Origin of the sequence: Actinomyces sp. MRS3W, from assembly GCF_032465695.1 — a bacterium.
In the GTDB taxonomy this organism is placed as follows: domain Bacteria; phylum Actinomycetota; class Actinomycetes; order Actinomycetales; family Actinomycetaceae; genus Actinomyces.
Genome location: NZ_JAWDJJ010000286.1, coordinates 1 through 19,044, shown reverse-complemented (window position 1 = coordinate 19,044; position 19,044 = coordinate 1). Strand labels below are relative to the sequence as shown.

Genomic DNA, 19,044 nt, shown 5'->3' with positions numbered 1-19,044 from the left:
GTCCTGGCTGGCGCAGGCCCGGGAGATTCAGGCCCGCCGCGGCGCGCACTGAGCCCGGGGCGCGTCCTGGCCGCCAGCGGGGCCGCGGCTACCACGTTGTGGACGGGAAGCCGGCCGCAACCGGGGGTGCGCCTACGCTATGGCCGCGCCGGTGCCCGCCGGCGGAAAGGCAGAACCCGTGCTTCCCATGTCTCCCGCTGTGCTCCTGTCCACAAACACCCCCACTGGTCTTGCGGCGTCCTCGGCGCGCCCGGCCAATTTCAGTGAGACCCTGACCGCCGTCGATAACTTCCTATGGGGGCCCTGGTTGCTCATCCCGCTGCTGCTGGGCACGGGGATTTGGCTGACCATCCGGTTGCGCGGCGTGCAGCTGCGCAAGGTTCTGCCCGCGCTGCGCTTCGCCTTCCTCGAACGCAGCGACGGCGAGACCAACACCGCCGAGGGGGACATCTCCCACTACCAGGCGCTGACGACGGCGCTGGCCGCAACGGTCGGAGTCGGCAACATCATCGGCGTGGCCACCGCCATCCACCTGGGTGGCCCCGGCGCCCTGTTCTGGATGTGGGTGACGGCGTTCTTCGGCATGGCCTCGAAATACTCCGAGGCCTTCCTCGCGGTCCGCTTCCGCACCACGGATGGCAACGGGCAGAAATCCGGCGGCCCCCAGTACTACCTCCAGCATGCGATCAAGGGGCGGCTGGGGACGGTGCTGTCGGTATTCTTCGCCATTTCCACGCTGTTGGCCTGCTTCGGCATCGGCTCCATGACGCAGTCGAACTCGGTGGCCGCGCAGCTCGAGCACTCCTTCGGAGCGGACCCGGCGCTGGTCGGCATACTCATGGCGATCGCCATCGGTGGCGTGCTGTTGGGCGGCATCGAGTCGATCGGGAAGGTGACGGCGGCCTTCGTGCCGCTCATGATCACCTTCTACGTCGGCGGTTGCCTCTACATCCTCGCCGTCAACGCCTCCGCCATCCCCGCGGCGCTCGGCATGGTGTTCTCTGGTGCTTTCACCGGCCATGGTGCTGCCGGGGGATTCGCCGGATCCACCATGCTCATGGCGCTGAAGTTCGGTGCGGCACGCGGCATCTTCTCCAACGAGTCCGGCATGGGCTCGGCCGCCATCGCTGCGGCGGCCGCCAAGACCAACCACCCGGCGCGTCAGGGCCTGGTGTCCATGACCCAGACCTTCATCGACACCTTCATCGTCGTCACCTGCACGGGACTGGTGGTGCTGTCCACCGGCGCCTGGACCGGGGATGATCCGGCCACCATGACCGCCACCGCCTTCACCACCGGCCTGCCCGGCGACTGGGGCCACTACATCGTGTCGGTCTCACTCGTATTCCTGGGCTCCTCAACGATCCTGGGGTGGGCCTACTACGGCGAGCGTTGCGTGGAGCGGCTGGTGGGCGTGCACGGCGTGCTGCCCTTCCGCCTGTTCTTCACGGTTCTCATCTTCCTGGGAACCGTCACCAGCCTCGACGACGTGTGGACCTTCGCGGACATTGCCAACGGCCTCATGGCGATCCCCAACCTCATTGGCCTGGTGCTGCTGTCCGGTCTCATCGCCCGCGAGACCAAGGCCTACCTGGAGCAGGATCCGCATCTGCGCCGTCCCGGCGAGGAGTTCACCTCCATCCCCGAGGACGCCGCGGCCTGACAGCCGGGGAAGCGGCTCCCGCCGGCCTGCCTAATTCACCTCCGCCAGCAGCTGCTGCATGCGGCCGACGCCCTCGGTGATGGCGTCGTCGCTCATGGCGTAGGACATGCGCAGGAAGCCCGAAGGGCCGAAGGCCTCGCCCGGGACCACTGCCACCTCGGCGTACTCCAGCAGCAGATCGGCCAGGGTGGCCGAGGAGTCGATGGTGTGCCCGCGCAGCGACTTGCCCAGGAGTTGCTCGACGCTCGGGTAGGCGTAGAAGGCACCCTTGGGCATAGGTACCTCGACACCGTCGATCTCGGAGAGCATGGAGACGATCAGCTGCCGACGGCGGTCGAAAGCGTTGCGCATTTTGGCGACGGCGGACAGGTCCCCGGAGACAGCGGCGATGGCCGCGCGCTGCGACACATTGGCGACGTTACTCGTCAGGTGCGATTGGAAGTTGGCGGCGGCCCTGATGACGTCGGAGGGGCCCATCATCCAGCCCACGCGCCAGCCGGTCATGGCATAGGTCTTGGCAACCCCGTTGAGGACGATGGCCTGGTCTGCCAGCTCCGGGACCAGGGCCACGATATGGGCCGGCTGGGCGTCGTCGTACAAGAGGTGCTCATAGATCTCGTCCGTGACGATCCAGATGCCGTGCTCCAGCGCCCACTGGCCAATGTGGGTGAGTTCAGCAGCGGTGTAGACCGCGCCCGTCGGGTTCGACGGCGAGCACAGGAGCACAACCTTGGTGCGTGGGGTGCGGGCGGCCTCCAGCTGCTCCACCGTCACCTTGTAATCCTGGTCGAGGCCGGCGAAGACCGGGACCGTGGTGCCGCCGGCCAGGGCGACGACCTCCGGGTAGGTAGTCCAGATCGGGGTGGGCATGAGGACTTCGTCGCCAGGGTCGATGAGCGCCGCGAACGCTTGGAAGACGGCCTGCTTGCCACCGTTGGTGACGAGGATGTCATCGGGGGAGACCAAGTATCCGGAGTCGCGCAGCGTCTTAGCGGAGATCGCCTCGCGCAGCTCCGGCAATCCCTTAGCGGGGGAGTACTTGTGATTGACCGGGTCGGTGGCGGCGGTGATGGCGGCGGCGACGATGTAGTCCGGGGTGGCGAAGTCCGGCTCGCCCGCGCCGAATCCGATGACCGGGCGGCCTGCGGCCCTCAGGGCCTTGGCCTTGGCGTCAACGGCGAGGGTGGCCGAGGGGGAGATGGCAGCGAGGCGGGCGGAGACACGACTCCTAGGTGCAGTACTCACGTCCCGATATTCTCACGCCGCGTGCCGGGCGGCCCCGCCGTTCCGGCATACGGCGCGAGGTGGTGAGCGGTTTCACGTGCCAGGGCGGGAGCCGCAGGTGAACGGCGCCACATGCGAGATGGCGCCGCCGTGACGGTAGCGACGACGTGGCGCAGCCCACGGGCGTGGAGTTCCGCAATCGTCGATCGGTGTGGCAAGATTGGAGGCCGCTGAAGGGCAGTGGCGCAATTGGTAGCGCACCGGTCTCCAAAACCGGCGGTTGTGGGTTCGAGTCCCGCCTGCCCTGCTGAGAACGGCGGATCTGTCGGGAGATCCCGTCGGCTCCGTCTTCTCGCCCGTCAGGGCATGGTCGGACCGTCAACCCCGAGGATCACGAGAGCATGAGCGATAGCGCGAGCGCCGCCAAAGGCGGGCGGGAGAAGAGGCGTGGCATCTTCTCCCGTATCGCCTTGTACTTCCGCCAGGTCGCCGACGAACTCCGCAAGGTGGTGTGGCCCACGCGGAACGAGTTGTGGACCTACTTCGCGGTGGTAGTCGTCTTCATCCTGGCGATCATGCTCTTCACCGGGGTCCTTGACGCCGTCTTCGACCGGCTCGTCATGTGGGCCTTCGCCTGACCGCCATCTTCCACTCGTTACCGATGTCAGCCGTCGCCGCTAGATTCAGCCTGAGAAGCCCGAGGAGAGAGAAACACCGTGTCTGAGGAGAACGTTCCCGAGGAGCTCGACGTCGCCGCCGACGTCGTGGAGCAGAACCCGTCGGCGCAGCCGGAGCAGGCCGACCCGGTCGAGGAGTTCCGCCAGCAGATGTCCTCGCTGCCCGGCGAGTGGTACGTGCTGCACACCTACTCCGGCTATGAGCGCCGCGTCGCCGCGGACATCATGGCTCGCGCGGAGAACTTCGAGCTTGAGGACTACGTCTTCGACGCCGTCGCCCCCATGGAGACGGTGATCGAGATCAAGAACGGCAACAAGAAGAAGGAGGTCTCGCGGGTCCGCCTGCCCGGCTACGTGTTCGTGCGCATGGACCTGGACGACCCCGAAACCTCCGACCAGGTGTGGCGCACCATCAAGGACACCCCGGCGGTCACCGGCTTCGTCGGCGACCGCTATGACCCGGTGCCGCTGACCTTCGAGGAAGCCGTCTCCCAGCTCGGCCCCACCCCACAGGAGGTTGCCGCCAAACGCGCCACCGCCGCTGCGGCCGCGCCCGAGGAGGGAGCCGGCACGCAGGTCGAGGCCGGCGGCAAGGTCTACGAGGTTGCGTTCTCGGTGGGCGAGTCGGTCATTGTCACCGACGGCCCCTTCGAGTCACTGCCCGCCACCATCGCGGAGATTCACCCCGACACCCAGAAGCTTCAGGTGCTCATCTCCCTGTTCGGCCGTGACACCCCGGCCGAACTGGCCTTCAACCAGGTCGCCAAGATCTGACGGCTGCTCCGTTCCCGGGCCGGGTTGGTCGGGGAACGGGCGCGGTCGGCCCATCACCCCTGTGAGACCGCCCACCGGGTGCCTCACGGGGCCGCACGCGGGTTTAAGATGGGCGCTCGCGTGCCCATGCGTGTGCGCACGTATGGATACGTACTCACTCGCTGCACGGCAGGTGTGCAGCATTCCGGACAAGAAAGACCAAGTTACCCATGGCTCCTAAGAAGAAGGTCGCCGGGCTGATTAAGCTCCAGATCCAGGCCGGCCAGGCCAACCCCGCCCCGCCGATCGGCCCTGCGCTCGGTCAGCACGGTGTCAACATCATGGAGTTCTGCAAGGCCTACAACGCTGCGACCGAGTCCCAGCGCGGCAACGTCATCCCGGTGGAGATCACGGTTTACGAGGACCGCTCCTTCACCTTCGTGACGAAGACGCCCCCGGCGGCAGAACTCATTAAGAAGGCCGCCGGCGTCTCCAAGGGCTCCGCAACCCCGCACACGGACAAGGTCGGTTCGCTGACCCAGGCCCAGGTGCGTGAGATCGCCGAGACCAAGCTGCGCGACCTCAACGCAAACGACATCGAGTCCGCCGCGAAGATCATCGCCGGCACCGCCCGCTCCATGGGCATTTCCGTCGAGGCCTGAGCCCCGGCCCCTCACACCCATACGCGTGGAAGGGCCTGCGCGGCCCGTTCACCACGACTGCTAAGGAGAAGCAGATGACAAAGCGCAGCAAGGCTTACCGCGCCGCCGCGGAGAAGATTCAGTCCGGGATCCTCTACACCCCGGCGGAGGCGGTCAAGCTGGCCAAGGAAACCACCGTGACGAAGTTCGACTCCACCGTGGACGTCGTCCTTCGCCTGGGCGTCGACCCTCGCAAGGCGGACCAGATGGTGCGCGGTACCGTGTCCCTGCCGCACGGCACCGGCAAGACCGCCCGCGTGGTGGTCTTCGCACAGGGTGAGCGGGCCGAGCAGGCCATCGCCGCTGGCGCCGACGAGGTTGGCGGCGACGAGCTCATCGCCAAGGTGGCGGGCGGCTACACCGACTTCGACGCCGCCGTCGCCACCCCAGACCTCATGGGCAAGGTTGGTCGCCTGGGCCGCGTGCTCGGTCCCCGTGGCCTCATGCCCAACCCGCGCACCGGCACCGTCACCATGGACGTGGCCAAGGCCGTCTCCGACATTAAGGGCGGTCGCATCGAGTTCCGCGTCGACCGCTCCGGCAACCTCAACTTCATCATCGGCAAGGCCTCCTTCACCGAGGAGCAGCTGGCGGAGAACTTCCAGACCGCGCTGGACGAGGTGCTGCGGCTCAAGCCGTCCGCCTCCAAGGGCCGCTACATTCTCAAGGCCACCATGGCCACCACCATGGGCCCCGGCATCCCCCTGGATGTCGCCAAGCTCTGACCGCGCTGCCGCCCGGAGACGCCGCATCGGCGTCACCGGCGACTGAACTCAGGCGGGTCGGCCCCTCACGGGGAGCCGGCCCGCCGTGTTCTTTCCGGGTCGCATCGTTGCGCTGCACGGCCGGTGCGGCCGGCTGAACTGGTGCGGGCACCCGGCAGGGCGCACACAGATCTGTGCACGGTAGGGTGCGGCCTGACGAGGCGTTACCGGGACGCGATCGGGGTAACCTGGCGCACACGCCGTCGTGGTGGCAGGCCGGCTGAAGAAAGGGAGGGTTGTTGGTGCGTTTGCGACAAGACTCGCGGACGGGGAACAGGCAGGCGCACATTCCGCGCCCGTCCCGTCGCGCGGTGATCTCCCTGCCCGCGCTCGCCGGCCTCGGCGCCCTGGCCGCCTGTGGCAAGGACCGGACGCCGCCGGTGGTGCAGGTCTCCCCGAGCACCGCTCCCGCGGCAACGGGCACCGCGACGCCGTCGGCCACGCAGGCGGTGAGTATGGAAACGACCCTGAACGGCCAGGACCTCACGCTCGCCGTTGGGCCACTGGTGCGCACCACCCACCAGGGCGAAGAACTTGCCATCCTGCCCATCCACGCCGCCTTGGCCGAGAGCTCCACGACCGCCGTGAACGTCGGCGAGCGCCTCATCGGCTCGCTGCTGTCCTCCGTCGCCGACTACAAACCCCTGCGGCTCATTGACACGGCCGGATCGCGGCTGTGGTCCACCACCAGCCTGGAGGGCGTATTCGCCGACCTCCAACCCGGCGACGCCCAGGACCTGCGCGCCACCTTCGGCCCGGTTGACGTTGAGGCGGTGACGGTCTTCCTCGCCGGCGTGGGCTTCGCGGAGGTGCCGGTGGTGGATGATGACGCCGACGGCGCCCCCAAGCTCGACGTGGACGCGATCGTCGAGGCCGCCACGCCCTACGGGCCGCTGCGCGAGCCGGTGCCGCTCGAACGCTATGCCGAGGCCCTCGACGGCTCCTCGTCCGGCCTGACCACCGACGACCAGACCACGGTTGACCTCTCCAGTGACGTCACCTTCGCCTCCGACTCGGCCGAGCTGTCCGCCGACGCCGTCCTTCAGGGCGTGGCCGACTCCATCGCCGGGTACGACGGCGGCGACCTGGAGATTGTCGGCCACACCGACGACGTCGCCGACGACGCCCACAACCAGACCCTCTCTGAGCAGCGCGCCCAGGCGGTGTCCGACCGGCTAGGGGAGCTGACCGATCTGAGCGGCTGGAACGTCGCCGTTTCCGGTAAAGGCGAGACCGAACCCAAGGTCGACAACGACTCCGATGAGCACCGGCAGGCCAACCGGCGCGTCGAGATTGTCATCGCCCCCACCGGCGGGACCGACGGTGCCCTGAGCCGCTCCGACACCAACAGCCCGCTGCCGCAGGCCGCCGGCCCCGAGGGGCGGGGTCCCGCCGGCGTGACGGTCGACGCCGTCGATGCGGCCGGGCAGGTTCTCGTCACGCTGGAAGAGGTCACGCGCCGGGAGGGGCTGCTATTCGGCCGGCTCCTTTTTAAGGGCGGGCAGGGCGGTTCCGGCTCCGCTCTCAGCGTCGGCTGGGTCAACGACCCGGGTGCTGTGCTCGCCAACGCGCGCGGCGAGCTCGGTGGCCTGACCAGCGTCTTCTCCGCCGGAGGACTCACCCTGCTGTCCGGCTCCGACCGCATCTATCCGGTCGACTACCTCCTCAAAGGCGCGAGCGCCCACCGGGCACTGACCGAGCTTGAACTCACAGACACGCTGGGCAAGGGGGAGGAGGCTGCGGTGTGCGTCGTCTGGCCGGATACGGGTGAGGACACCGTCGTCGTCGACCACCCGGGCTCCACCACCGCCGAGGAGGACACCGCCTACCCTTGGCGGTTGACGGACGTGCCCGTGATCGCGGGCTGAGGCGCGGCGTGACCGATCGCACGGCCGCCTACCGGCTCGCGGGCTTGCGGAGCGGGGTGGACGACCCTGTATCGTGGGCGCCGCCAAAGACCGCAGGTCTCCCGCGCAAGCGGGGCCAAGTCCGCGTCAAGCGGAGCCGGCGCAGGTGAGAACGAGTCAGACCGAGCTCGCGGCACTCCCGCACTCGGATATGAGCCCCGTGCCCACCGGCGCGGGGCTTTTCTAGCGTGGGAACCTGCGGCAGACCACGGAAGGAGGGCCCATGGCAAGGCCTGAGAAGGACGCGGCTGTGGCACAGCTGGCGGACAAATTCCGTGAGGCCAACGCCGTTCTGCTCACCGAGTACCGTGGGCTGAGCGTCGCCGACCTCAAGGAACTGCGCCGTTCGCTCGCCGGCAACGCCGAGTACACCGTGGCGAAGAATACGCTGGCCGCCATCGCCGCCCGTCGGGTTGGCCTTGACGCGATTGTGGATGACCTCAAGGGCCCCACCGCGCTGACATTCGTCACCGGTGAGCCGGTTGAGGCCGCCAAGGCACTGCGTGACTTCGCCAAGGACAACAAGAACCTCATCGTCAAGGGCGGCGTCATGGACGGCAACGCCCTGAGCGCCGACGAGGTCAACAAGCTCGCTTCGCTCGAGTCCCGCGAGGTGCTGCTCGCCAAGGCCGCGGGCGCCGTCAAGGCGTCCCTGTCCAAGGCTGCGTACCTCTTCGTCGCGCCCGCCTCCCAGGCGGTCCGCACCGTCGACGCCCTGCGTGAGAAGCAGGAGACCGCGGCCTGAGCCGCGGGCGCCACCACACTCCATCATCACCCTGCGCTTGAAGACAGTGCAGGACCCCTTTTCCAGGAAGGAACGCCCATCATGGCGAAGCTGACCACCGACGAGCTCATCGAAGCCTTCAAGGAGCTCTCCCTCATCGAGCTGTCCGAGTTCGTCAAGGCCTTCGAGGAGACCTTCGACGTGACCGCCGCTGCTCCGGCGGCCGCCGTCGCCGTCGCCGCCCCCGGTGGTGCCGCCCCGGCCGCCGCCGAGGAGGAGAAGACCGAGTTCGACGTCATCCTCGAGGCCGCTGGCGACAAGAAGATCCAGGTCATCAAGGAGGTGCGCGCCCTGACCTCCCTCGGTCTGAAGGAGGCCAAGGACCTCGTCGAGGCCGCTCCCAAGGCCGTCCTCGAGGGCGCCGCCAAGGACGCCGCCGAGAAGGCCAAGGCTCAGCTCGAGGGCGCCGGCGCCACCGTCACCCTCAAGTGAGTCCGTCCCCGACGCCGCTTAACCAGCGGTAGGGGATCTTCTCAGCCCTCGCGTCGCCCCGATCGCCACTGTGCGGTCGGGGCGACGCCGTGTTCCGTCCCCGACGGGCTGCCCTCGTCAGAGGCCAGGACGCCCGGATGCCATATCGCTCGGTTTCGGTACGTCATAAGTGCCGGTTTCGGCACGTTACAAGTGCCGGTTTCGGTGAAAGGGGCGGGCGGCGGCAGGGCAGTATGGAGGATTGTGGTGGGAATCGCAAGGAGAAATGCCGTCCTCCCGTGGAACCAGGCGGGGTGGCCGTGTAGGCTAGCTCTTCGCGTACCTTGTGTGTACTGGCCCCAATGGCTCTGCCCGACGTCCGGCCCGACCAGCCGGAACTATTGTGGGGGAGCGGCCTGCCGGACCCGTGCCGCAGCGTACGCAGAGTGATCCCCGAGATGAGGGAAGGATCCCCTTTGGCTGCCTCGCGCACCTCTGCACCAACTGCTGCTGACATCGCCGCACGCACCGCGTCGCGTCGTATCAATTTTGCGAAGATCGCCGAGCCGATGCAGGCTCCGAACCTTCTCGCCCTGCAGACCGAGAGCTTCGACTGGCTCGTGGGCAACGAGAAGTGGCGCGCCCGCGTGGATGCCGCCAACGCCGCGCGTCCGGGCTCGCTGCCGGAGACCTCCGGTCTGGAGGAAATCTTCGATGAGATCTCGCCGATTGAGGACTTCGGTGAGACCATGGCCCTATCCTTCCACGACCACCGCTTCGAAGAACCGAAGTACACGGCTGAGGAGTGCCAGGAGAAGGACCTCACCTACTCCGCGCCGTTATACGTGGTCGCGGACTTCGAGAACTTCACCACCGGTGAGATCAAGTCCCAGACGGTGTTCATGGGCGACTTCCCGCTCATGACCGACAAAGGCACCTTCATCGTCAACGGCTCCGAGCGCGTCGTCGTCTCCCAGCTCGTGCGTTCCCCGGGCGTGTACTTCGAGCGCACCACCGAGAAGGCCTCGGACAAGTACGTCTACAACGTCAAGTTCATCCCCTCGCGCGGCGCCTGGTTGGAGTTCGAGGTTGACAAGAACGACCGCGTGGCCGTGCGCATCGACCGCAAGCGCAAGCAGGACATCACCGTCTTCCTTCTGGCCCTGGGCCTGGAGGAGGCCGAGATCCGCGAGGAGTTCAAGGACTACCCGGCGCTGACCACCGCTCTGGATGAGGACCGCAAGGTCTCCACCCAGGACGAGGCCCTGCTGGACATCTACAAGAAGATCCGTCCCGGTGAGCCGCCGAGCGTCGAGGCCGGCCGCACCCTGCTGGAGAACTTCTACTTCAACGCCAAGCGCTACGACCTGGCCAAGGTCGGCCGCTACAAGATCAATAAGAAGCTCGGCCTGAGCGCGGATCTGAACGAGTCGGTGCTGCGCATCGAGGACATCACCGCGGCGATCAAGTACCTGCTCGCCCTGCACGCCGGCGCCGAGACCGTTGAGGGCCTGCGCGACGGGGAGATCGTCGACATCGCCGTCGAGTACGACGACATCGATCACCTCGGCAACCGCCGCATCCGCGCCGTCGGCGAGCTCATCCAGTCCCAGGTGCGCACCGGCATGAGCCGCATGGAGCGTCAGGTGCGCGAGCGCATGACCACCCAGGACGTCGAGGCCATCACCCCGAACACCCTCATCAACATCCGGCCCGTGACGGCCGCGATCAAGGAGTTCTTCGGGACCAGCCAGCTGAGCCAGTTCATGGACCAGAACAACCCGCTGGCCGGCCTGACCCACAAGCGGCGCCTGTCCGCACTCGGCCCCGGCGGCCTGTCGCGTGAGCGCGCCTCCATGGAGGTCCGTGACGTCCACACCTCCCACTACGGGCGCATGTGCCCCATCGAGTCCCCCGAGGGCCCGAACATCGGCCTCATCGGCTCACTGGCGACCTTCGGGCGCATCAACCCCTTCGGGTTCATCGAGACCCCCTACCGCGTGGTGCGTGACGGCCAGGTCACCGACGAGACCCACTACCTCACCGCCGACGACGAGGACCGTCACGTCATCGCCCAGGCAAACGTCGAGCTCACCAGCGACGGCCACTTCGCCGAGGACCACGTGCTGTGCCGCGTCACCGGCGGCGAGCCCGCCCTCGTGCCGGCCTCGCAGGTCGACCTCATGGACGTCTCCCCGCGCCAGATGGTGTCGGTGGGTACCTCCCTCATCCCCTTCCTCGAGCACGACGATGCCAACCGCGCCCTCATGGGCGCCAACATGCAGCGTCAGGCCGTGCCGCTCATCCGTCCCGATGCCCCGCTGGTGGGCACCGGCATGGAGCGGCGCACCGCCGTCGACGCCGGCGACGTGCTGGTCGCGTCCAAGGGCGGTGTGGTCACCGAGGTGTGCGCCGACTTCGTGCGCGTGGCCAACGACGACGGCACCGAGACCGTCTACAAGGTCGCCAAGTTCCGCCGCTCCAACCAGGGCAACTGCTACAACCAGCGGGTTGTGGCCACCGAGGGGGAGCGCGTTGAGGTCGGTTCCGTTCTGGCGGACGGCCCCGCCACCAACGAGGGCGACCTCGCCCTCGGGCAGAACCTCCTGGTGGCCTTCATGAGCTGGGAGGGCCTCAACTACGAGGACGCCATCATCGTGTCCCAGCGCGTCGTCGCCGAGGACATCCTCACCTCGATCCACATTGAAGAGCACGAGGTTGACGCCCGCGACACCAAGCTGGGCGCCGAGGAGATCACTCGCGATATCCCCAACGTCTCCGAGGAGGCGCTGGCCAACCTTGACGAGCGCGGCATCATCCGCATCGGTGCTGAGGTACGCAGCGGTGACATCCTCGTCGGCAAGGTGACCCCCAAGGGTGAGACCGAGCTGACTAGCGAGGAGCGTCTGCTGCGCGCCATCTTCGGGGAGAAGGCCCGCGAGGTGCGCGACACCTCGCTGCGCGTCCCGCACGGCGAGTACGGCATCGTCACCGGCGTACGCGAATTCGACGCCGCCAGTGAGGACGCTGAGCTGCCGGCCGGCGTCAACCGAATGGTGCGTGTGTACATCGCGCAGCGCCGCAAGATCACAGTCGGCGACAAGCTCTCCGGCCGCCACGGCAACAAGGGTGTCATCTCCAAGATCCTGCCCGTAGAGGACATGCCCTTCCTCGCCGACGGCACCCCGGTCGACGTCATTCTCAACCCGCTGGGTGTGCCCAGCCGTATGAACGTCGGCCAGGTCCTGGAACTGCACCTGGGCTGGGTCGCTTCCCGCGGCTGGGACGCCTCTGCCGCCCGCGAGGCCGGTGAGGCCTGGGCACAGCGGCTACCCGAGAACGGTGTGCGCGCCGAGCCCAGGACCCCTGTGGCCACCCCCGTGTTCGACGGTGTGCGCGACGACGAGCTCATGGGCCTGCTCGACTCCACCCTGCCGAGCCGGGACGGCATCCAGCTGGTTCAGCCCGACGGCAAGGCGCGGCTCTTTGACGGTCGCTCCGGAGAGCCGTTCCCGTACCCGATCTCGGTCGGCTACATGTACATCCTCAAGCTGCACCACCTGGTCGACGACAAGATTCACGCCCGTTCGACCGGCCCCTACTCGATGATCACCCAGCAGCCGCTGGGCGGTAAGGCGCAGTTCGGTGGCCAGCGCTTCGGTGAGATGGAGGTGTGGGCCATGGAGGCCTACGGCGCCGCCCACGCCCTCCAGGAGCTGCTCACCGTGAAGTCCGACGACGTCAACGGACGTGTCAAGGTCTACGAGGCCATCGTCAAGGGCGAGGACATTCCCGAGCCCGGCATCCCGGAGTCCTTCAAGGTGCTCATGAAGGAGATGCAGTCGCTGTGCCTGAACGTCGAGGCGCTCGACGCGGCGGGCAACGCCATTGGACTGGATGACACCGACGACGACGGCCGACGTGCCTCCGAGGAGCTCGGCTTCGACCTGGGCCGCCGCCCCGGCGGAAGCGCCGTGACCGTCGACGAGATCTGACCCCAGAGCCCCGGGGGGAGGTGCCGCCAGGCGGCCCCCTCCCGGCGGCCAACGGGCCCCGTGCCGCCGTGGAACCGCGGCACCGGGTACCCCACACAAGACTTTTGAGCTGACCACTCTGATTCGGAAGTAGGAACTGTGCTCGACGCCAACGTGTTCGACAGGATCCAGCTTGGCCTTGCGACCGCCGAGGACATCAAGTCCTGGTCGCATGGCGAGGTCAAGAAGCCCGAGACCATCAACTACCGCACCCTCAAGCCGGAGAAGGACGGACTCTTCTGCGAGAAGATCTTCGGTCCCACCCGCGACTGGGAGTGCGCCTGCGGCAAGTACAAGCGCGTGCGCTACAAGGGCATCGTGTGTGAGCGCTGCGGGGTTGAGGTCACTCGCTCCAAGGTGCGCCGTGAGCGCATGGCTCACATCAAGCTGGCCGCGCCCGTCACTCACATCTGGTACTTCAAGGGCGTCCCCTCGCGCCTGGGCTACCTGCTCAACCTGGCCCCCAAGGACCTGGAGAAGGTCATCTACTTCGCCGCCCACATGGTGACCGAGGTGGATGAGGAGGCCCGCCACGACGACCTGCCCTCGCTGCGCAACGAGTTCGAGGTGAAGAAGAAGCACGTCGAGGAGGCCGGACAGGCCGACATCGAGGCCCGCCAGCGCCGCCTCGAGGAGGACCTCGCCCAGCTCGAGGCGGAGGGCGCCGAGCAGGCGCAGCGGGACAAGGCCCGCAAGACCGCCGAGCGCGAGATGGCCTCCCTGCGCCGTAAGAACACCCGCACGCTGGAGCACATGGACAAGGTGTGGGACCGCTTCGTGTCCCTCAAGGTCGGCGACCTCGAGGGTGACGAGGTGCTCTACCGCGACATGGCCGCGGACTACGGCATCTACTTCAAGGGCGCCATGGGGGCCGAGGCCATCCAGGACCGCCTGCGTACCTTCGACCTTGAGGCGGAGGCCGCCTCCCTGGCGGAGATCGTCGAGAGCGGCACCGGCCAGCGCAAGACCCGCGCCATCAAGCGGCTCAAGGTCATCAACGCCTTCCGCATGACCGGTACCGCGCCCGAGGCCATGGTGCTGGACAACATTCCGGTCATCCCCCCGGACCTGCGGCCCATGGTGCAGCTCGACGGTGGTCGTTTCGCCACCAGCGACCTCAACGACCTCTACCGCCGCGTCATCAACCGCAACAACCGCCTCAAGCGGCTCATGGACCTGGGCGCTCCGACGATTATCGTCAACAACGAGAAGCGCATGCTGCAGGATGCCGTCGACGCCCTGTTCGACAACGGCCGCCGCGGCCGTCCGGTCACCGGCGTGGGCAACCGCCCGCTCAAGTCGCTGTCCGACATGCTCAAGGGCAAGCAGGGCCGGTTCCGTCAGAACCTGCTGGGTAAGCGCGTGGACTACTCCGGACGATCCGTCATCGTCGTCGGCCCGCAGCTCAAGCTGCACCAGTGCGGTCTGCCCAGCCAGATGGCCCTGGAGCTGTTCAAGCCCTTCGTCATGAAGCGGCTGGTGGAGCTCAAGGAGGCCCAGAACGTCAAGGCCGCTAAGCGGATGGTCGAGCGCGCCAACCCGAAGGTCTGGGACGTGCTGGCGGAGGTCATCCGGGAGCACCCGGTGCTGCTCAACCGCGCCCCCACGCTGCACCGCCTGGGCATTCAGGCCTTCGAGCCGCAGCTCATTGAGGGCAAGGCGATCCAGCTGCACCCGCTTGTGTGCGGTGCCTTCAACGCCGACTTCGACGGCGACCAGATGGCCGTGCACCTGCCGCTGGGCGCCGAGGCGCAGGCCGAGGCCCGCATCCTCATGCTCTCCAGCAACAACATCCTCAAGCCTTCCGACGGGCGCCCCGTGACCATGCCCTCCCAGGACATGATCATCGGCACCTACTACCTCACCCAGGAGCCCGACCCGGCGCTCCCGGTGGAGACCGACGCGCACGGCGAGCCGATCGTCCCGGCCTTCTCCTCCTACGCGGAGGCGGTCATGGCCTACGACTTCGGCAAGCTTGACGTCAACGCCGCCTGCGACATCCGCTTCGAAGAGGGCATCACCGCCCCCGAGGGCTGGCAGGCCCCCGCGGGCTGGAGCGAGGGCGACCCGATCACGCTGCGCACGTCGCTGGGTCGGGCCCTGTTCAACACGGCGCTGCCCGAGTCCTTCCCCTACGTCAACTACACGGTTGACAAGAAGAAGCTGGGCAACATCATCAACACCCTGGCGGAGTCCTACCCGCGAGTCGAGGTGGCCGCCTGCTTGGACGCACTCAAGGCCAACGGCTTCCACTGGTCCACCTGGTCGGGTATGACCGTGGCCTTCGCCGACGTCGTGTCCCCGCCCTCCAAGCCGGAGATCCTCGCCCGCTACGAGGCCGAGGCTGCCGAGATCGAGGAGCAGTTCGAGCTTGGTGCCCTCACCGAGGAGGACCGCTACAAGTCGCTCATCGACATTTGGACCAAGGCGACCGCCGAGGTGGCCGAGGCCATGCGCGCCAACTTCCCGCAGCGCAACACCGTCTACCAGATGGTGGCCTCCGGTGGACGCGGTAACTGGGACCAGATCCGCCAGCTCGCCGGCATGCGCGGCCTGGTGGCGGACCCGAAGCAGCGCCTCATTGAGCGGCCGATCGAGTCCAACTACCGCGAGGGCCTGAGCGTCCTGGAGTACTTCATCGCCACGCACGGCGCCCGCAAGGGCCTGGCCGACACGGCACTGCGCACCGCCGACTCCGGGTACCTCACCCGGCGTCTGGTGGACGTCTCCCAGGACGTCATCGTCCGTGAGGACGACTGCGGCACCCGCAAGGGCCTGACCAAGCGGCTGTTCACCTGGAAGGAGGTCGACGGCGAGCGCGTCAAGGAGGTCTCCGACATCCTGGAGACCACCGTTTTCGGCACCACTCTCGCCCGTGACGCGGTGGACGCCGACGGCAACGTCATCATCGAGGCCGGCACCGACCTCGGCGATGTTGCCATTACCAAGGCCATCGACGCCGGCATCGAGGAAGTCGTCTGCCGCTCCGTGCTCACCTGCGACTCCGCCGTCGGTACCTGCGCTGCCTGCTACGGCCGTTCCCTGGCCACCGGCAAGCGCGTTGACATCGGCGAGGCGGTCGGCATTATCGCCGCCCAGTCCATTGGTGAGCCCGGCACGCAGCTGACCATGCGTACCTTCCACACCGGTGGTGCGGCCGGTGCCGCCGACATCACCCAGGGTCTGCCCCGTGTCCAGGAGCTCTTCGAGGCCCGTACCCCGAAGGGTGAGGCCGCGGTTGCCGAGGCTGCCGGCACCCTCAAGCTCGAGGACGACGCCGACGGCAAGCGCCTGGTCATCACGCGTGACGACGGCGAGGAAGACCTGGTCATCCCGGTCTCGCGCCGGCAGCGGCTGCTGGTGGTGGACGGCGACCACGTGGAGCCGGGCGACGCCCTTACCGAGGGGCCGGTCGACCCCAAGAAGATCCTGCGTCTGCGCAGCGTTGGCGCCACCCAGCGTCACCTGGTGGACGAGGTTCAGGAGGTCTACCGCTCCCAGGGTGTGGACATCCACTCCAAGCACATCGAGGTCATCGTGCGGCAGATGCTGCGTCGCGTGACCGTGCTCGACACCGGTGACACCAACCTGCTGCAGGGTGACCTGGTGGACGTCTCCCGCTACCGCGAGGAGAACCGCCGCGTCATGGCCGAGGGCGGCAAGACCGCCTCCGCCCGTACCGAGCTCATGGGTATCACCAAGGCCTCGCTGGCCACCGACTCGTGGCTGAGCGCCGCCTCCTTCCAGGAGACCACCCGCGTGCTCACCGAGGCCGCCATGAGCGGCAAGTCGGATCCGCTGCTGGGCCTCAAGGAGAACGTCATCCTGGGTAAGCTCATCCCCGCCGGCACCGGGCTGGCTCGCTACTCGGACATCGAGGTGGAGCCGACCGAAGAGGTCAAGGCGGAGGTCTTCTCCCGGGCCGGCTACGCCGGCGGCGACATGTTCAACGTCGGCGACTCCGTGGCCCTGGACGACTTCTCCTTCGGCGGCGACTTCCGCGCGGACTTCTCCGATGACTTCCGCACCGGATTCAACTCCTCCTCGGAGGACTTCCAGTTCTGAGCCCGCGGCTCTGACTGTCTCACCACCACCCCGTAGGTTCGGCTTCGCGGCTACCTGCGGGGTGGTGGCGTCTATACGCAACGCGGGGGCGTGCGGAGGCGGACCGCGGCCGTCCCTTCCGTTGCGGTCCGTGCCTGCCCGCGTGTTCCGCGCGGCTCCCGAATCAGTCCCGGAGTCGGCGTGGGCGTCACGACTCGTTCATGCCGGGGTGCGTCTCACACTTCGCGCCTTGATTGCGACGCCGGTCACCGCGTGGCATGGTGACCCACCGTTACCTGTCTCCCAACTCTCTGGGGATTTCATGAGCGACTACCCGCCATCCCGAAACTCCGACCCGATGCCTGAAACCAACGGAGGTTCCGACTCCGACTATCCCTACCTCGCCGCTCGTCGTACGGCTGCCGGCGGCTCTGCCTCGGCGGCCCCGCCTCCTCCTGCCGACGACGAGGCAGCCCCGGCCAGCAACACCGTCATGCCGGGCACGCCGGCGGACGCCCCACCAGTGACCAGCGCGCCGACGGCTAACGCCTGGCAGCAGGCGAGCGCGCCAGCGGCGGCGCCCGTGCCGCCGTCCGGGGCCAACGCCGTCCCGCAGCCGGGAGTGCTGCCCGCCGCCCCCGGCCGGGCCAATGCGGCGCTCAGGTCGCTCCTGCAAGGACCGGGTCTGGTGACGACCGGGCTCGCACTCGCCGTCGTACTCGGCACCGCTCTCATATCCGCCGTCCTGCTGCTGGTGGCCGTGGAGATCGGCGGTGGGGGCGCGGCGACCTCCTTGGGCATGCTTGTGGTGGCGATGGGATTCAGCCTCGGCGGCGGTCTGCAAGCGCGTCTTGACACCGATCTCCTGGGGCTGGGCTTCTCGCTGTCCGGCAAGGTGGGGCTCACGGCCCTGCCGCTCGGGGTGCTGGTGGCCATTGCCGTGGGCGTGTTCCTCCTCGCCCGCCGTCGCGCCCCGGTTGACGGATCCGCGGCGCCCCTCGGGTCGACGGCGTTGCGTGCGGCCGTGGAGGCGGCGGTGGTCGCCGTCGTCGCCTGCCTCGTGACGGGAACGGGATCATTCGCGCCGGAGATCTCCGGGGAGCAAGTGGTCGTGCGCGCCTCCGCAGGCTGGATCCTGGTGCTGGTGTGGCTGATTGTCTTCGGTGCGCTCATCTGCGCCCGCGCGGGTTCCGCGCTCGGGGCCCGGCTTCCGCATCCGATGCGCCAGGTACTGCGAGAACTCGGAGCGCTCACCCAGGTGATCGGCGTCGTACTGGGCGTGCTGAGCATTATTGCGGACATTTACCTTGCCCTGGCCAATGACGCCACCGCGGTGCTGCCCCTCATTCCGGTCCTGCTCGGAAACCTGATCGTGTACGCGGCCTCGCTCGGCACCCTGGGGGCGGTGTCGGCGTCCGGATCCGCGTTCGGCACCGATGTGGGTATGGCCGATCTCCCCGAAGCCCCCGACAACCTGTTTGCCTGGACTCTTCCCGGCCCGGCGTGGATCCTGCTGCTGGTGGCCATGCTCATCATCGCCGTCGCGGCCGCCGCCCGCGTGGGAACCCGACGTACGCGGCTGGCCGCGGCCGACATGAGACGGGTGTGGCAGCTGCCCGCTGCGGTGTTCGTCGTCGGCATCATCGTGTTGCACCTGGTGGCACCCGTACGTGTGAGCGTGCACGTGCTGGGCACGAATGCCTCGGCCAGTGCCGGGCCCGCCTGGTGGTCGAGCCTGACCCTCACCGTGTTCGCCTTCCTCGTGTCCCTTCTGGCCGAGGTGCTGCCCGCGTGGCTCTACGCCAATGCCGGCTCTCTCCTGCAGCTGTGCGCCGGTGCGCCTGCGGTCCGTGACTGGGTTGCCGGGCGAGTACAGCCGGACCGGGCGACGACGCAGATGCCCCCTCCGGCACCGTCTGCACCCAGCGCGGTCGGTGCCATGGGCGCGCCGCCTGCTGACGGCGCCGCGACTCCCGCCGCATACGCCGCTTCCGCGGGCACCCCGTTGCCACCTGTGTCGGCGGGAACCCCCGCGGCGCCCGTCACGCCGGTGCCGTCCGCACCCGCATCCGAGCCGCCGGC

11 protein-coding genes, 1 tRNA gene and 1 pseudogene are annotated in these 19,044 nt (G+C 68.0%); 12 read left to right on the top strand and 1 reads right to left on the bottom strand.

Translation table 11 applies throughout. From position 1 onward, the window contains the following. Positions 1-187 precede the first annotated feature (187 nt). Positions 188-1,663: a sodium:alanine symporter family protein gene (locus RWX45_RS10960; protein ID WP_316023755.1), complete on the top strand. Its 1,476-nt coding sequence runs from the start codon at positions 188-190 to the stop codon at positions 1,661-1,663. Positions 1,664-1,693: 30 nt separating this feature from the next. On the opposite strand, the gene RWX45_RS10955 is transcribed toward RWX45_RS10960, so the two are convergent. Then, positions 1,694-2,908: a pyridoxal phosphate-dependent aminotransferase gene (locus tag RWX45_RS10955; protein ID WP_316023754.1), complete on the bottom strand. Its 1,215-nt coding sequence runs from the start codon at positions 2,906-2,908 to the stop codon at positions 1,694-1,696. 213 nt (positions 2,909-3,121) lie between these two features. Between RWX45_RS10955 and RWX45_RS10950 the strand changes: the two genes are divergently transcribed. The 11 genes and pseudogenes from RWX45_RS10950 to RWX45_RS10900 all read left to right on the top strand — a co-directional run. After that, positions 3,122-3,194 (top strand) — tRNA-Trp (locus RWX45_RS10950). 94 nt (positions 3,195-3,288) lie between these two features. Further along, positions 3,289-3,525, top strand: coding sequence for a preprotein translocase subunit SecE (secE, locus tag RWX45_RS10945; protein ID WP_316023753.1), 237 nt, complete (start codon positions 3,289-3,291; stop codon positions 3,523-3,525). A gap of 78 nt (positions 3,526-3,603) precedes the next feature. Further along, positions 3,604-4,338: a transcription termination/antitermination protein NusG gene (nusG, locus tag RWX45_RS10940; protein ID WP_316023752.1), complete on the top strand. Its 735-nt coding sequence runs from the start codon at positions 3,604-3,606 to the stop codon at positions 4,336-4,338. A 209-nt stretch (positions 4,339-4,547) separates the two neighbouring features. Further along, on the top strand, positions 4,548-4,979 hold the full coding sequence (gene rplK, locus RWX45_RS10935; protein WP_316023751.1) for a 50S ribosomal protein L11: 432 nt from the start codon (positions 4,548-4,550) through the stop codon (positions 4,977-4,979). Positions 4,980-5,053: 74 nt separating this feature from the next. Continuing rightward, the gene (gene rplA, locus RWX45_RS10930) at positions 5,054-5,743 is read left to right on the top strand and encodes a 50S ribosomal protein L1 (protein WP_316023750.1); all 690 of its coding nucleotides are present in this window, start codon (positions 5,054-5,056) and stop codon (positions 5,741-5,743) included. A 350-nt stretch (positions 5,744-6,093) separates the two neighbouring features. Then, positions 6,094-7,650 carry an OmpA family protein gene (locus RWX45_RS10925; protein ID WP_316023749.1) on the top strand — a complete coding sequence of 519 codons (1,557 nt, stop codon included), beginning with the start codon at positions 6,094-6,096 and terminating at the stop codon, positions 7,648-7,650. 262 nt (positions 7,651-7,912) lie between these two features. After that, on the top strand, positions 7,913-8,434 hold the full coding sequence (rplJ, locus tag RWX45_RS10920) for a 50S ribosomal protein L10 (RefSeq protein ID WP_316023748.1): 522 nt from the start codon (positions 7,913-7,915) through the stop codon (positions 8,432-8,434). A gap of 81 nt (positions 8,435-8,515) precedes the next feature. Further along, positions 8,516-8,905 carry a 50S ribosomal protein L7/L12 gene (gene rplL / locus RWX45_RS10915; protein ID WP_316023747.1) on the top strand — a complete coding sequence of 130 codons (390 nt, stop codon included), beginning with the start codon at positions 8,516-8,518 and terminating at the stop codon, positions 8,903-8,905. A 455-nt stretch (positions 8,906-9,360) separates the two neighbouring features. Beyond that, complete coding sequence (gene rpoB, locus RWX45_RS10910) at positions 9,361-12,879, top strand: DNA-directed RNA polymerase subunit beta (RefSeq protein WP_316023746.1); 3,519 nt, start codon at positions 9,361-9,363, stop codon at positions 12,877-12,879. Between the two features lie 138 nt (positions 12,880-13,017). Continuing rightward, the gene (locus RWX45_RS10905) at positions 13,018-16,983 is read left to right on the top strand and encodes a DNA-directed RNA polymerase subunit beta' (RefSeq protein ID WP_316023745.1); all 3,966 of its coding nucleotides are present in this window, start codon (positions 13,018-13,020) and stop codon (positions 16,981-16,983) included. Between the two features lie 337 nt (positions 16,984-17,320). Then, positions 17,321-19,044, top strand: a pseudogene (locus RWX45_RS10900) (hypothetical protein); the annotation flags it as partial.

Coding starts and splice junctions, on each gene's coding strand:
- RWX45_RS10960 (WP_316023755.1), top strand. CDS start 188: ATGTCTCCCGCTGTGCTCCTGTCCACAAACACCCCCACTGGTCTTGCG.
- rplJ (WP_316023748.1), top strand. CDS start 7,913: ATGGCAAGGCCTGAGAAGGACGCGGCTGTGGCACAGCTGGCGGACAAA.
- secE (WP_316023753.1), top strand. CDS start 3,289: ATGAGCGATAGCGCGAGCGCCGCCAAAGGCGGGCGGGAGAAGAGGCGT.
- rplA (WP_316023750.1), top strand. CDS start 5,054: ATGACAAAGCGCAGCAAGGCTTACCGCGCCGCCGCGGAGAAGATTCAG.
- rplL (WP_316023747.1), top strand. CDS start 8,516: ATGGCGAAGCTGACCACCGACGAGCTCATCGAAGCCTTCAAGGAGCTC.
- rplK (WP_316023751.1), top strand. CDS start 4,548: ATGGCTCCTAAGAAGAAGGTCGCCGGGCTGATTAAGCTCCAGATCCAG.